This window comes from Mucilaginibacter sp. UR6-1, assembly GCF_020880975.1.
Classification (GTDB): domain Bacteria; phylum Bacteroidota; class Bacteroidia; order Sphingobacteriales; family Sphingobacteriaceae; genus Mucilaginibacter.
The window spans coordinates 12195-27405 of the sequence record NZ_JAJIWP010000007.1 but is presented as its reverse complement, the minus strand read 5'-3'; the positions used below and the strand labels follow the sequence as shown (position 1 = coordinate 27405).

The 15211-nt window shown below is 46.1% G+C and carries 12 protein-coding genes; 4 read left to right on the top strand and 8 right to left on the bottom strand.

Going from position 1 to position 15211, the window contains the following annotated elements; genetic code table 11:
* Positions 1-22: 22 nt before the first annotated feature.
* On the bottom strand, positions 23-1420 hold the full coding sequence (fumC, locus tag LJ707_RS19200; RefSeq protein ID WP_228954144.1) for a class II fumarate hydratase: 1398 nt from the start codon (positions 1418-1420) through the stop codon (positions 23-25).
* Positions 1421-1584: 164 nt separating this feature from the next.
* On the opposite strand from fumC, the gene LJ707_RS19195 reads away from it, so the two are divergent.
* Entirely contained in the window at positions 1585-2184 is a 600-nt protein-coding gene (locus LJ707_RS19195; protein WP_228954142.1) for a hypothetical protein, read from the top strand.
* 2 nt (positions 2185-2186) lie between these two features.
* Here LJ707_RS19195 and LJ707_RS19190 read toward each other — a convergent pair whose 3' ends face one another.
* Entirely contained in the window at positions 2187-3122 is a 936-nt protein-coding gene (locus tag LJ707_RS19190; protein WP_228954140.1) for a hypothetical protein, read from the bottom strand.
* A 191-nt stretch (positions 3123-3313) separates the two neighbouring features.
* Between LJ707_RS19190 and LJ707_RS19185 the strand changes: the two genes are divergently transcribed.
* The 3 genes from LJ707_RS19185 to LJ707_RS19175 all read left to right on the top strand — a co-directional run bounded on the left by LJ707_RS19185 (position 3314) and on the right by LJ707_RS19175 (position 5623).
* Positions 3314-4522: a serine hydrolase gene (locus LJ707_RS19185; protein ID WP_228954138.1), complete on the top strand. Its 1209-nt coding sequence runs from the start codon at positions 3314-3316 to the stop codon at positions 4520-4522.
* Positions 4523-4928: 406 nt separating this feature from the next.
* Positions 4929-5234 carry a YbaB/EbfC family nucleoid-associated protein gene (locus tag LJ707_RS19180; RefSeq protein WP_228954136.1) on the top strand — a complete coding sequence of 102 codons (306 nt, stop codon included), beginning with the start codon at positions 4929-4931 and terminating at the stop codon, positions 5232-5234.
* Between the two features lie 35 nt (positions 5235-5269).
* Positions 5270-5623 (top strand): DUF2200 domain-containing protein, encoded by a 354-nt coding sequence (locus tag LJ707_RS19175; protein WP_228954133.1) that lies wholly within the window; start codon positions 5270-5272, stop codon positions 5621-5623.
* 90 nt (positions 5624-5713) lie between these two features.
* Here LJ707_RS19175 and LJ707_RS19170 read toward each other — a convergent pair whose 3' ends face one another.
* The 6 genes from LJ707_RS19170 to LJ707_RS19145 all read right to left on the bottom strand — a co-directional run bounded on the left by LJ707_RS19170 (position 5714) and on the right by LJ707_RS19145 (position 15189).
* A complete protein-coding gene (locus LJ707_RS19170; protein ID WP_228954131.1) occupies positions 5714-6628 on the bottom strand; it encodes a DUF6607 family protein in 915 nt (304 codons plus the stop codon).
* 46 nt (positions 6629-6674) lie between these two features.
* Positions 6675-7700 (bottom strand): phosphotransferase enzyme family protein, encoded by a 1026-nt coding sequence (locus LJ707_RS19165; protein WP_228954128.1) that lies wholly within the window; start codon positions 7698-7700, stop codon positions 6675-6677.
* A gap of 45 nt (positions 7701-7745) precedes the next feature.
* Positions 7746-9974, bottom strand: coding sequence for a putative Ig domain-containing protein (locus LJ707_RS19160; RefSeq protein ID WP_228954126.1), 2229 nt, complete (start codon positions 9972-9974; stop codon positions 7746-7748).
* An 85-nt stretch (positions 9975-10059) separates the two neighbouring features.
* On the bottom strand, positions 10060-11367 hold the full coding sequence (gene murF, locus LJ707_RS19155) for a UDP-N-acetylmuramoyl-tripeptide--D-alanyl-D-alanine ligase (protein ID WP_228954124.1): 1308 nt from the start codon (positions 11365-11367) through the stop codon (positions 10060-10062).
* A gap of 254 nt (positions 11368-11621) precedes the next feature.
* Positions 11622-14432, bottom strand: coding sequence for a DNA polymerase I (gene polA / locus LJ707_RS19150; protein WP_228954121.1), 2811 nt, complete (start codon positions 14430-14432; stop codon positions 11622-11624).
* A 199-nt stretch (positions 14433-14631) separates the two neighbouring features.
* Entirely contained in the window at positions 14632-15189 is a 558-nt protein-coding gene (locus tag LJ707_RS19145; protein ID WP_228954118.1) for a DNA-3-methyladenine glycosylase I, read from the bottom strand.
* Between the last annotated feature and the right edge of the window lie 22 nt (positions 15190-15211).

Below are 15211 nucleotides of genomic sequence, written 5' to 3'. Positions count from 1 at the left end.
AGAGGATTTGAATTAAGCAGCATTATTTTATACTGCCTATCATATTTTCGGGGCGAACCCATTGGTCAAACTGTTCGTTGGTTAACAGTTCAAGCTCAACAGCCGCTTCACGTAACGATTTATTTTCTTTCAGCGCTTTCTTGGCAATTTTGGCCGCGTTCTCGTAACCAATATGCGGGTTAAGCGCGGTTACCAGCATAAGCGAGTTTTCGAGGTGTTTTTTGATACCATCATAGTTAGGCTCTATACCTACCGCGCAATGATCGTTAAATGACACGCAGGCATCACCAATTAAACGGGCTGATTGCAAAAAGTTGGCAGCCATAACCGGCTTAAACACATTCAACTCATAATGGCCATTTGATCCGCCTACTGATATCGCTACATCATTACCCATCACTTGTGCCGCAACCATGGTTACTGCCTCGTTTTGGGTTGGGTTAACCTTACCCGGCATAATTGATGAACCCGGCTCGTTATCCGGAATGTGGATTTCGCCAATACCTGAACGCGGACCGGAAGCCAGCATACGGATGTCATTCGCAATCTTCATCAACGCTACGGCAATTTGTTTTAACGCGCCGTGGCTTTCTACAATGGCATCATGCGCTGCCAGGGCCTCAAACTTATTTTCGGCGGTGACAAATGGCAGATTGGTGAACTGAGCGATATACTCAGCTACCTTAACATCATAACCTTGCGGGGTGTTAATGCCGGTACCTACGGCGGTGCCGCCCAAAGCAAGCTCGCTCAGGTGAGCCAGGGTGTTACGCAAAGCGCGCAAACCATGATCCAACTGTGAAACATAGCCCGAAAACTCCTGACCCAGGGTAAGCGGCGTGGCATCCATCAGGTGGGTACGGCCAATCTTAACCACGTTCATAAAATCGGCTGATTTTGCTTTAAGTGTATCGCGCAGTTTTTCGATGCCCGGAATGGTAACGTCCATCAGTATTTTGTATGCAGCGATGTGCATAGCGGTTGGGTAAGTATCGTTTGATGATTGCGATTTGTTTACGTCATCATTCGGGTGAATAAAGGTTTTGCCCTCGCCCAGCTTATTGCCTTGCAGCACGTGCGCACGGTTGGCCACCACCTCGTTCACGTTCATGTTTGATTGCGTGCCCGAACCGGTTTGCCAGATAACCAGCGGAAACTCGCTATCCAGTTTGCCTTCCAGTATCTCATCGCATACCTGCGCTATCAGGTCGCGTTTTTCGGCTGGCAGTACGTTTAGGTCGGTATTAGTGTAGGCAGCGGCCTTTTTAAGGTAAGCGAATGCTTCAATAATTTCCTTCGGCATTGATGCTTCCGGCCCAATTTTAAAATTATTACGTGAGCGTTCGGTTTGCGCTCCCCAGTATTTATCGGCAGGCACCTTTACCTCGCCCATGGTATCATGTTCAATTCTGAAACTCATACGGATGTATTTTTTGCTGGGCAAAGTTAACCCTTATACAAACTACGCGGCAATATATTTTAATAATTTTGATAGCACCCGGGTAGAAATTTCACATATTGATGCAACGATATTTACATATCGCTCGTCTTTAAAGCAAACACAATACATTTGTATACCTCATCATGAAAAAGCCGGTAATATTAATAGCCCTCTTAACACTCATCGTCCTGTGCGCTTTTACACCGCAGGATGGAATCAAACAATGCTACTTATCATTTAAAAAAACCGGAAATTTAAAGGCGCAGCCCGCCGAAAAGCTCCCTGCCGATGCTGAAAAAACGCGCGCACTTGCAACTGGCACCGGCGAAACAACCATCACTATTACCGATGGGTACCGCATCCTTTACAACAACAAAAAGAAAGCGCCTTTTGTAAATATGAAGGTTGAACTTAGCCAACCCGAAAACTACGAGCAGGACAAAAAGAATGTACTGGCCAACCTGAACTATCTTAACGCGCAATCAACCGGTATGGAAACCACCGGCAAGCTGCTTGAGATTGATTATAATGGCTACAAGGTTTTTGGCCTGAGCCGTGCCGGGATAAATGAGGCCCAAACATTGGGCATATTCGTTATTTTTCCCGGTGACAACACCATTATCTATCTATACTTTAATAATATTGAAGCGGATAAAAGCCACTTCAAAACCGTTGCCGAATACCAGGGCTACCGTAATGAATTTATAGGTGAATATACCGCCCACCTGGCAAACTGCAAATAAGCTTAGCCTTTTATACCTTTTACACGCAGCGTTACCCGGCTGGTATGCGGTATACCCAACGTGGTGCCGGGCAGGGTTGTGAGGTACAGTTTAAGGTAGCCATCCATTACACCCTTCATTACCTTTACCTTTTGCTCGTAATCATCGGGCATAATGGCAATCAGGGGTTTATCAAAATGCAAGCCGCCGCTGCCATCAACAAAGGCGGCAAAGGTAAACTTAAAATCGCTGTAAGCCTTTTTTATGGTGATATTGTATTCCGGATACATATAGGCGTCCTGCGGGTCAACATTATCAAAACGAATGGCCTCCGCATGTACTTCAACCTTTTCTACCTTTACATTAGGGCTTTTGCTGATGAACTGTGCCGGCTCGCGCGCGGCAAAGGCCGTATCCGGATGGGTATTCACATATTCAGACCGCGCCCTGATGAATGCCGTATCCGCCTTTGAGGGGCGCATCAGTGTTTTGGCATCCGTTTTCAGCACGTTTTTAATGTAATCGTCGGCATACAAGGTCATGTAAAACTTTGAATCCTCCAAATAAATGGTGGTACCCTCTACTTTCAGGATCTGGAATACCAGGCTATCCTTGCTTACCTTTTTAACGCGCAGCCAGCTACGTGCCATGTTCACTATCGAATCATGATCGTACGTTACCGGGAAGTTGTAGAATACCTTACGCTCCGGGCTGTATATATTGGCCGAATCATCCGAAGGGAATGACATGAGCCACTCCGGCTCGAGTTGGTAACCGCCCTTATCAAATGTAAGCCCATTGGCAAGCCAGCGCTTTATCTCGGTATATTTTATACCCCATACTTTTTTAAATGATGGCTTAACATCTACCTTTTTCTTCGGTTTTTCATAGCAACCGCTAAGTACTACAAATAAGGCAAGTATGGTAATAAGGCCATGCGGGGCTTTGGTGAACTTCATATTACAATTGTACAAAAAACGTGTTTAAGTTACCTTGCAGGCATTTATTTAATAAACAAATATTTACACTGCGCAACTGTAATAAACTGCCGGTTACTATAATGTTAATAATATTTAAAAACATTTATTATTTAGCTGCTGTATAATTTCTATTTTTCTCCCTCGTTTTATCGACTGGATATATATTGTATATGAGATTTGTGATTAAGTGCGTTTTTACCCCCGCATTGTGCCTGCTGTTGTTTGCTTCGTGCTCTTCCGACAAAAAGAAAGCCACCACCCGCGACGGCGAAAAGGTAAACTTTGATACCGTAGCCCTTTTAAAATACGACCCCAAAAAGGAAGATAAAAAGATAGATGAGTTTATGCAGGCCCTGCATAAAAAGCGTGGCTTTAACGGCAACGTACTGGTTGCTAAAAAAGGCAAGATCATCTATGAAAAATCATTCGGCTGGGCCAATTACCTGATACGCGACAGCCTTGAGCTCGGCTCAAAGTTCGAGTTGGCATCCATCACCAAAACCATGACGGGCACCGCCATTATGATGCTGATAGAGCAGGGTAAAATTAAGCTCGATCAGGATGTAAAGGCCTTTTTTTCGAATTTTCCATATGACGGTGTTACCATACGCCTGCTGCTTACTCACCGCTCGGGCATGATGAACTATGTTTACTTTATTGATGACCTGTACCGTAAGGAACACCGCGATCAACGCAAAGGGCTTACCAATAAGGATGCCATGGACTTGATAGCCCAATATAAACCCGCGCCATTTAATACGCCAAACAAGCGCTTTTTATACAACAACTCCAACTACATGGTACTGGGTGCCATTATTGAAAAAGTTAGCGGTAAAAGCTATGCCGAGTTTATGAAAGAAAACATATTCGATCCGGCAGGCATGCACCATACGGCGGTGTATTCAAAAGCAGTGTATGAAAAAATTCCGGTTGATGTGGTAGGGCATGATCGCGGGCAGTGGCGCTACTCGGTAGTGCAAAATTTTTTGGATGGCCCTGTAGGCGATAAGGGCATTTACAGCACCGTAGCTGATCTGTTTTTGTTTGACCGTGCTTTGCGCGCGGGCATCCTGCTGAAAAAAGAAACACAGGATTCGGCATATACTGCGCATAACCCCTTGCTGCGCGGTCACTTTAGCTACGGCTACGGCTGGCGTACGTTTGACGGCCCCGGCCAAAAAGTGGCTTACCATACCGGTTGGTGGCATGGTTTCAGGCACATTTATTTACGTGATCTTAAAAACGATGTCACCATTGTGTTGTTATCTAACTTAGCTAACGGTAGTTTGCTGCAGCTTGATGACCTGTTTAAAATAACAGGCATGCCTATTGTACGTAAAAACGCGTATACCGGGCAAGGCGACGCGGCAGAGGATTAGGAGCCCCCAGCCCCTAAAGGGGGTTTTTGAATAATAACTTGTTGCATAGACGAAGGGGGAAAGATTTTACAAAAACGCGTCATTGCCAGGTACGAAGCAATCCCCAAGCAGCCTGTCCACAGGAATATGCTGAAGAGATTGCTTCGCTGTCGCTCGCAATGACATGAATTATACATACACTGAAAAAACTTGTCATTTCGAACGAGGTACGAGGAGAAATCTGTTGCCGGGCTAAGAACACGAGCAGATTTCTCGCTATCGCTCGAAATGACAGGATAACAAAATATAGATAAAACACAAACACGTCATTGCGAGGTACGAAGCAATCCCAAAGCAGCCTGTCCACGGGAGTATCCTGAAGATTGCTTCGCTGCCGCTCGCAATGACCTGATAAAATTCAGAACTTATGTTTGATAAATTATTTGAGGCCCAGCAAAAGGCTGGCGAAGTAAAAAAGAGATTAGACGGCATCACCGTAACCGGCACTGCCGAGGGCGGAAAGATAACCGTAACAGCCAATGGCAACAAAGTAATTCAATCGGTTACTATTGACGAAGCGTTTTACGCCGATGCCGATAAGGAAGAAGTGGAAGAACTATTAGTGGTTGCCCTTAACAAGGCCATTGAGCAAGCCGACAACGTTAGCCAGGCCGAAACCGCTGCCATAGCCAAAGACATGTTCGGCGGGCTGGGTGGCATGTTCGGGCAATAGTTTATAATAATGCTAACTTTCTTGAACGTGCTAATATGACAAACAACGAAAGGGTTTACAGAATGTCGTTCGCCAGTGTTTACCCGCATTATATTAACAAGGCGGAGAAAAAGGGGCGCACCAAGGCCGAGGTAGACGAGATCATCTTCTGGCTTACGGGGTATAACGAACAAATACTGCAATCAGTGATTGATGACAAAACCGATTTTGAAACTTTTTTTACGCAGGCACCAAAACTCAACCCTAATGTTGCAAAAATAACCGGTATAATTTGCGGCTATAGGGTTGAAGATATTGAAGACCCGCTGATGCAAAAGGTTCGTTACCTGGATAAACTGATCGATGAGCTGGCCAAGGGCAAAGCCATGGAAAAAATACTGCGTAAGTAAATTATCAAGCTGAATACAGTTACCCTATTGGCGGTTGCAGCGAGCAATACTCCATTAAACTACTACTGCAACCGCCACTGCTACTTCTTACTAAGATGCTAAGTGCGCCTTAATAGCTTTCTCGGCTTCCTGTTTGTTTTTGGCTGAATCCCATTTTTCTTTTACGGACTGATCGCCCAGCTCAAAAAGCTTTTCAAACAATATTTTGCCGTCAACCTTTTGGTTTATTTTAACGGTGGCATTCTTAGCGTACAGATCATCCCATACTTTGCGCACATCGGCCCAGTAACCTTTTTGCCCGGCCCACCATTGTTTAGCATAGGCAAATTCCTTTTCGTCGGCCCTGGTAAATTCTTCATAGCCTTTTTCCTGTGCCAACAGCTTATCGCCGGTTGCCGAGCGGATGATCTTCTTATTATCCTGCTCAAACATCCAGCCCTCCGGTGTCAGGTACACACGGTTGGTACGGCGTAGTACATTATAATCGCTACGTTTAGTGAATTCACGGCGTGGCAGCGGCGAATCGGTTTCGCTTTGCCATTGGTGGCGGCCATCAACATGCACCCAGGTACCTATACTCTCATACCGCGGACTATCATCAACCTGAAATACCTTTTGTACCCAGCGGCCTTTTACCTCGGCTGGTTTAAGCGTTACCTTTTTCCAGGTATTACCCTGATCGAAGGATAACATAGTCGGCTCCTCATATTGCCAATCCTCGCGCCAGTGTTTGATCACCATGCTATCGCCCACTACCAGCAGGTGCTGTATCACAATTTTTTTAGGCGAATCCTCCTCAATAACCGCCCATTCGTACCCCCATGAATGATAACGCGGATGGAACTTGTAAGCGGTATCGGGCGCAAAGGTTTCGGCATAATTAAAGGTAACTTTATAATAGCCTGCCAGCGCACGGATTGCCTGCCTGTCCTGCTCCAGCTTTGATTGGGCCATAGCACCCACACATATCAACTGAACCAGTAAAAGGATGTATAATTTTTTCATGAATGTTTATTTAGATCGAATAAACAAATTAAGCAAGAAAATGCCATTAATCAAACCGGCCAACTTTAGCCTTAAAAATTAAGTGCCGATCAGCCCAAAGCTTTAGTATACGTATGCGTTCGCGCAAAAAGCGGTCGTTAAAAAAGGAGTTCGACCAATCATCGTAGTTCTCAAACTGAAAACGCAGGTAAAACACCCAAAAGGCAAAACCCAGGTAGGGCACAGCCTCCAGTTCTTCCTCAGTAAAAGGGCGCACTTCGCGGTAGGCATCAATAAATAACTGAAAGTCAGCCTCGCCTCTTTCTTTCGTGATCTTATTGAGGGTTGTTTCCATGAAATAATGCACGTAAAATGAGGCTATGTCATTGGCCAGCATCCCCCATCCGCAAAAATCAAAATCGAAAAAGGTAAGGGTGTGGGCATTCTCAAAATGGAAGTTCTTGGGTAAAAAATCGTAATGGCAATAACCGTAGCTGAATTTCGAGGTATCAAAGCTCTTAATCTTGTCGGCTACTTTGGCTGATAACTCTTTGAGCAGCGCGTATTCATCAGGCAGATTCTTAAAAGCCGGGGCAACTACTTTAACCGGTTGCAGCAACATCGTATCAACCGTAAACTCAGGCCGTGGGTATTGCAGTTTGGTTTTACTGCTGATGTTATGAAAATGCGCCATCTCATGCCCAAGTGTCTTCAGGTGTTCCGACGAAAGGTCATATACCGGCTCTCCCTTCGCGAAGCTGAACAATACGCCATAGCGTATACCCTCGGCTGCGTTAAACTCCTGTAGCTGATGCCCGCTTTTATCTGTTAGCGGATAGGATACTTTTACCCCTGCGGATTTCAGGATGTTGAGCAGTTCTACCTCGGCTTTGATCTCATCCCGTTTACGGTGAAAGTCGCGGTATATTTTAAAGATGTATTTATTGGCAGCGCTCTCCAGTAAATAGGTATCACTCACATTGCGAATAAGCAGGCGGCAGGTGGTGCCCGGTAAGCCATAACTCTCCTGCAGGGCACTGTTTAAGGCAACGGCCGATAAAGTGGAGTATTGGGTGGGAAAAACAGGCATCATACACAAATATAGCTATTTGCATATGATGCCTGTTGTGCATATTGATTAACTTTTTACTTTGATCATCATTACCCCGTGCGGCGCAAGTTTATAGCTAAAACCGCTTGCGGCTTTACCTAAATCCTTTTGCCGCCATACATCACGCACCTGCGCTGCAGGGCTTAAACCAATGTCAGATGGGTTTACAGAAATGCTGCGGTACTTATCACTCAGATTAAAGAAACCTACCGCTTTGCTGCCATCGGCAAGCTCCTTAACATAAACCTCGTAATTATCCTTGGCCAATACGCGGCGGGCTTGTTTACCCAGTACATCCTGGTTAACGGCAATTACCTCATCGTTGGTGAGCAGGTTGAGGGTAAAGTCGTCCATCTGGACAATATCGCAACCTATTAGCAAGGGTGAGGCCAGCAAGCTCCACAGGCTGATGTGGGTGTATTGCTCATCGGGTGTTAAACGGGTATTGCGTAAACTACCGCTCCAGCCTACCTTGCCTACAATCAGCATATCCGGGTCGTTCCAGCGGCCTGGTTTGGCGTATTCAGATATTTTATACTGACGGAAGCCTATCTCGTGCAGGCTTTCCCAGGTGTCGGTAATATCGCCTGTGGTACGCCAGCTATTGGCATCAACCTGCGGGCCCCATTTCCAAACATCTTTCATGCCGTACTGGCAAAGGCTATAGTAAATATCACGAGGCTGCGCGCGTAAGGCTTTTTGCATAACACGGTAAGGCTTCATAAAGGTTTCGAGCGAGGTATCGCTGCCGGCCACTTCACTGTACGAGCACCAGTCGTGTTTCAGGTAATCAACGCCCCATTTGTTATACGTTTCGGCATCCTGCAACTCATGGCCCAGCGAACCTAAGTAACCACCGCAAGTAAGCCTGCCCGGTGATGAATAGATACCAAATTTTAGTCCGTGACTATGCAGCCAATCGCCCAAAGCTTTCATATCCGGGAATTTTTCATTGGTCACTATTGTACCATCGGCAGCACGGGCAGGTGCTTCCCAGGCATCATCAACGTTAATGTAGGTCCAGCCGTGGTCAATCAAACCCTTATCAATAAGCGCCTGTGCCGAGCTTTTTACCTTATCAGCCGTTACCGACAGGCCCCAGCAGTTCCAGCTATTCCAGCCCATGGCAGGCGTAAGTGCCAGCAAATCTCCTACCTTAATGGTGAGTGTACGGCTGGTGGTACCCAATGTGTTTTTTACGCTAATTTTTACCGGATAATCTCCTGCCTTAGCTACTGCCCCTGTGATGATCCCGGTAGCGGCATCAAGTTTCAAACCTTCGGGCAACTGCACTGCGGAGTATGTTAGTGGCTTTTTTCCTGTCGCGGCTACCTTGTATATCAGCGGAGAATTTGGCCTTACACCGGTTACCTGTGCCCCGTTTATACGTGGTGTTTCGGGTGCTTTAGGGGTTAATATATACGGAGGCTGCTCGGTAGCGATGATGCTTTTACCGGTTTTTTGCTCGGTAAATTTATAAGTGAGGGTAATGCCCGGCTTCCCTGCAATCTCAACGGGCATATCAACGTATTCTTTAGGCGATTCGCTTTTATCTAAAAAGCCAATGCCATACTCTTTAGAGAATATTATTTTCCCGGTTTCCTCATCTTTAGCACTCACCGTGAATAAACCTTTAACAGCCTCTTTATTTTTGTTAATTACCTTCACTACCTTTTTCACATTACCATCAGCAAACGTAAAGTTGTTGTTGGTGTTAATGACTATGTTATCAATATAATCAAGTATGGTAATGTAAGGCGTGCCATTGCCTATACCGCCGTCGCCATCACCGTCATATACCTTAACGGCAATTACGTTCTCTTTATCCCAGTTTATTGTCAGATCCTTTAAAGCCAGGCGATAGGCACGCTCCTTTGAATAAGCGGTAGAGTAGCCGCCTTGCTCTTCGGGGAAACGACCGGTTTGACCTACCTTTTTGCCGTTAAAGAACACCTCATCGCAATCATCAATATAGGCCAGGTTAAGCAGCAGCGTATCTTTAAGTGCCGATTTGGTTTTTAATGATGAAGGGATGTTTACATGAATACGGTACCAGGCATAGCCATTGTAATCAATGCCTTGTTTCTCCCAAAAGCTACTGGTTTTGAGGCTTTGCCACGATGCATCGTTAAAGCCGGGATCACGCCAGGCGGCCTCGTTGCCTTTGCTGAATTTGGCTTGCGGCATTTGTACACGCTGAGCCGTTGCTGTATAGCCACATGCCGCTATACAGGTCATAATTAATAGTTTACGCATTGGTTATGGTTTAGAAATGTCTAAACTACATGATTAAACATAACAATGCAAACCAAAAAGAATCGATTATTTGTGATACCGAGTACTAAAATAAAGCCACCAAGCGTTCCAGCGCCATTCCGCGTGAGCCTTTGATGAGTATAGTTGCATTAGAAATAGGATAAGCCTGCAAAGCAGCAATAGCATCCTCGGCAGTTTTAAAGTATTGCCCTGCATGTGATGCCCTGGCAGTGTAAAACTCGTTGCCAATAAAAATACGTTCGTGCACGTTCGCCGCTTCAGCCTTTTCAATAATAGCTAAATGCTCGGCGGGGGCATCGTCGCCCATCTCAAACATATCACCCAATATGAGTACCTTTTTTTCGGCAGCTATTTTGTCTACATTTTCAATGGCCACCGCCATGCTGCTGGGGTTGGCATTGTAATAATCGCAAATAAGGGTATTGGTAGCGGTTTTCACAATTTGCGAGCGGTTGTTTTTAGGCTGATAACCTTCCAAACCTTTGTTGATCTCGGTTGGGTTGAGCCCTAAATAAGTACCAATGCAAATGGCAGCCAAAATATTATCAAGATTGTAAACACCCGTCAGGTTTGATTTTACGGTATGCGTTTTTGACGAACCCTTTTCGTGCCACTCCAGCACCAGGTGCGGTGAGTTTTCGATCAGCTTACCGGTAATCAGGCTATCATCACTCTGCGTACCATAAAATAACTGCTTTTTAAACGTGCGTTTAGCAGCCATTTGCTGCAATGTAGCATCATCAGCGTTGATGAATACATTAGCGCCGTGCGAGGCCAGGTAATCATACAGTTCGCCTTTGGCAATTTTTACGCCTTCAACACCGCCAAAACCTTCCAGGTGCGCTTTGCCCACATTGGTTATGAGGCCATGTGTAGGCTGCGAAATGGTGCAGAGCATTTCTATCTCCTTTTGGTGATTGGCGCCCATCTCAATTACGGCGGCCTCATGCTCTGCGGTAATGCTTAAAATGGTTAGCGGCACACCGATATGGTTATTCAGGTTACCCTGCGTGGCCAGTGTGTTAAAATGCTGCAACAGCACGGCGTTAATCAGCTCCTTAGTAGTGGTTTTACCATTAGTGCCCGTTAAACCAACTACCGGAATATTCAGTTGCTTACGATGGTAGCGGGCCAGATCCTGCAAGGTATCCAGCACATCATCAACCAGTATATATTGTTCGCTAACGCGATAATGCGCATTATCAATCACCGCGTAAGCCGCCCCGGCCTCAATGGCTTGTGCCGCAAAGGTATTTGCATCAAACTTATCGCCTTTTAAGGCAAAAAACAGGCTACCCGGCGCAATACGGCGGGTATCGGTACTAATAACAGGGTGCTTGGTATATAGCTGGTATAGATGATCGATGGTCATGGCTTCAAAGTAAATAAAAATTAATAATCAATGAACCGGTGTCGATTAAATTTGTGTTGATGTCATGCTGAGCTTGTCGAAGCATTAACGTACTATGCCCACCACACGTAACCCTTCGACAAGCTCAGGGTGACAAGGCCCGACTGTAAGTTTAACCATCCTGTCATGCTGAGCTTGTCGAAGCACTAACTACTTACCCTCCGCGCGCGCAAACCTTCGACAAGCTCAGGGTGACAAGTACCCCTCTCAATTCATCAATGCGCCTCCAGCCAGTTGCTGCCGCTGCCTATTTCTACAATAATGGGCACTTCGGTTTTTATGGCGTTCTTCATGTTTTCCATAATGATGGGCTTAATCAGCTCTACCTCGTGGTGGGGCACGTCAAACACCAACTCATCATGCACCTGCATGGTCATTTTGCCTTGCAGATTTTGCGCTTTTATTTCGCGGTGTATATTGATCATGGCTATCTTGATCATATCCGCAGCCGAGCCCTGTATCGGGGCATTGATCGCATTTCGCTCCGCGAAACCACGTACGGTTGCATTGGCCGAATTAATATCGCGCAGGTAACGGCGGCGACCCATCAGCGTGTTTACATACCCATTTTCACGGGCAAAGTTCATGGTATCGGCCATGTAGCGCTTAATGCCGGGGAACTGGATAAAATATTGCTCAATGATCTCAGCAGCCTCCTTACGCGGTATACCCAGATTTTGTGATAACCCAAAAGCCGACTGACCATAGATAATACCAAAGTTTACCGCCTTGGCATTACGGCGCTGGGTACTATCAACCTCGGCAACCGGCACACCATAAACGTTGGCCGCTGTAGCCGTGTGAATATCGATGTTATCTAAAAAGGCCTGCATCATGTTCTCATCTTTGCTGATCTCGGCGATGATACGCAGTTCAATCTGCGAGTAATCGGCAGAGATGATGGTATGCCCGCTATCGCGCGGTATAAAGGCCTTACGCACCTCCCGGCCACGCTCGGTACGGATAGGTATATTTTGCAGGTTAGGGTTTTGCGAGCTTAAACGCCCCGTTGCCGCCACTGCCTGATTGTATGAGGTATGCACACGGCCTGTCTTAGGGTTGATCATGAGCGGCAGGGCATCAACATAAGTTGATTTTAGCTTAAGCAACTGCCTGAAATCCAGAATATCCTTAACAATATCGCTCTTCGCAGCTAAAGCTAACAGCACATCCTCGCCGGTTTGATACTGGCCGGTTTTGGTTTTTTTGGCTTTCGGGTCGAGCTGTAATTTTTCAAACAACACTTCGCCTAATTGCTTTGGCGATGATATGTTGAAACGCACACCCGCCTTTTCGTAAACCACGGCCTCGAGCTTAGCTAAGTCTGTGGTCAGGTCTTTTGAAAATTCTTTTAATGTATCCTGATCGATCTTCACACCTTCACACTCCATATCAGCCAGCACATATACCAGCGGGTGCTCAATCTCGTTGATCAGCTTCTCAGCCTCAGCCTGTATAATTTGCGGCTCAAATACCTGTTTTAACTGCAGGGTGATGTCGGCATCTTCGGCAGCATAATCCTTTATCTTTTCAATCTCTACATCGCGCATATTGCCCTGGTTTTTCCCTTTAGGGCCAATAAGCGATGTAATGGAAACCGGGGTGTAGCTCAGGTAGTTTTCAGCCAGTATATCCATACTATGCCTGGTATCCGGGTCGAGCACGTAGTGCGCCAGCATGGTATCAAACAGGTTACCCCTAACGTTGATGTTATACCATTTGAGAACCATCACGTCAAACTTGATGTTTTGCCCTGTTTTGCCGATGCTTTCGTCCTCAAACACTTCCTTAAACTCATTTACGATAGCCTGCGTTTCCGCCTGATCGGCCGGGACAGGAATATACCATGCCTCACCTGCCTTAACGGCGAACGACAAGCCTACCAGCTCGCAATTGTTAGCATCGGTACCGGTAGTTTCGGTATCAAAGCAAATATCTTTCTGCTTTTTAAGCAGGGCGATCAGCTCGGCACGTTTTTCATAAGTATCAGCCAAGTGGTACTGGTGATCCGTATTATCTATATTTTTAGCGATGGCCGGGGTCTCGGGCTCTTTAATATCGGTAATATTAACGGTAAGGCTGGTATAGCCGCCATTAACCGGGTTGCCAAACAGATCGGTTTGTACCGACGCGGCTTTCATTTCGGTAATGCTGTACTCCTCGCCAAACACGCGCCTGCCTAAGGTGCGAAACTCCAGTTCAGCAAATATAGGCTCCAGCAGGTCGCGGCTTGGCGCGCATATCTCCAAACCCTCCTCATCCAGTTCAACCGGGGCGTTCAGCATAATGGTTGCCAGCTTTTTTGAGAGCAGCCCCTGTTCGGCATAGGTTTCAACGTTTTCCCTGAGTTTACCTTTCAGCTCATGGCTATGGGCGATGATGTTCTCCATCGAGCCATATTGTTTAATCAGTGTTTTTGATGTTTTTTCGCCAATTCCGGGGATGCCGGGAATATTATCAACGGCATCGCCCCAAAGGCCAAGTATGTCAATCACCTGCTCAACACGCTCTATCTCCCATTTGGCCAGTACTTCCTTCACGCCTAATATCTCCATATCATTACCCATACGGGCAGGTTTGTATATGAAGATGTTTTCGCTTACCAGTTGTGCAAAGTCTTTATCGGGCGTCATGCAATATACCTGGTAGCCTTTTTGTTCGGCTTTTTTGGCGAGGGTGCCTATAATATCATCAGCCTCATACCCATCCGACGTAATTACCGGGATGTTAAAGCCCAATATTACTTTGATAACGTAAGGGAGTGCCTTTGAAAGATCCTCCGGCATGGCCTCGCGGTGAGCCTTGTAGGCTTCAAATTCGGTGTGGCGTTCGGTGGGCGCATCGGTATCAAATACCACGGCCATGTGGGTTGGCTTTTCTTTACGCAATACATCAAGCAGGGTATTGGTAAAACCCATCACCGCCGATGTGTTCATTCCGCCCGAAGTAAACCTCGGGTTTTTACTTAACGCAAAGTGGGCGCGGTAAATAAGCGCCATGCCATCCAATAAAAAAAGTTTTTTCATAAATATGATTTCACTGATTCAGGGTGATTTCACCGATCAGTTCAAAAGTACAATATTTTACTCACCCTGTCATCGCTGCGCTCAGTAATGACTCACCCCGACTGCGCTGCGCTGGTCACCCCTCTCTGCTGCGCAAAGAGGGTGGCTTATTATTTTATTACTTGATACTACTCTCTGAACACTACCAATCACTAAACACCTACCTGAAATCACAGCTCAGCACATGATCATTCACCATGCCGGTGGCCTGCATAAAGGCGTAGCAAATGGTGGTGCCGAAGAATTTAAAGCCGCGCTTTTTCATATCCTTGCTTATCGCGTCACTTTCGGCTGTACTAACCGGGATGCCGCCCTGCGGTGGTTTGTTGATGGCCTTGCTACCGGGCATAAAGCTGTACAGATACTTATCAAACGAGCCGAACTCCTTTTGTATGTTCATAAACAGTTGGGCATTGGTAATTGACGTTGTAATTTTTAAACGGTTACGGATAATGCCTTCATCAGCCAATAAGCGTGACACATCATCATCTGTAAATGCGGCTACCTTTTTTACATCAAAATTAGCGAAGGCCTTGCGGTAATTTTCGCGGCGGCGAAGTATGGTTATCCAGCTCAGGCCTGCCTGCGCGGATTCCAATAGCAAAAACTCGAAGAAGATCTTATCATCATGTACCTCCTTACCCCATTCTTCATCATGATATTTTATATATAATTCATCAGTGCCAGGCCAGGCGCAGCGGTGGGGTTGTTTGCTCATTGTACAAAGGTTTTTTGAGTTG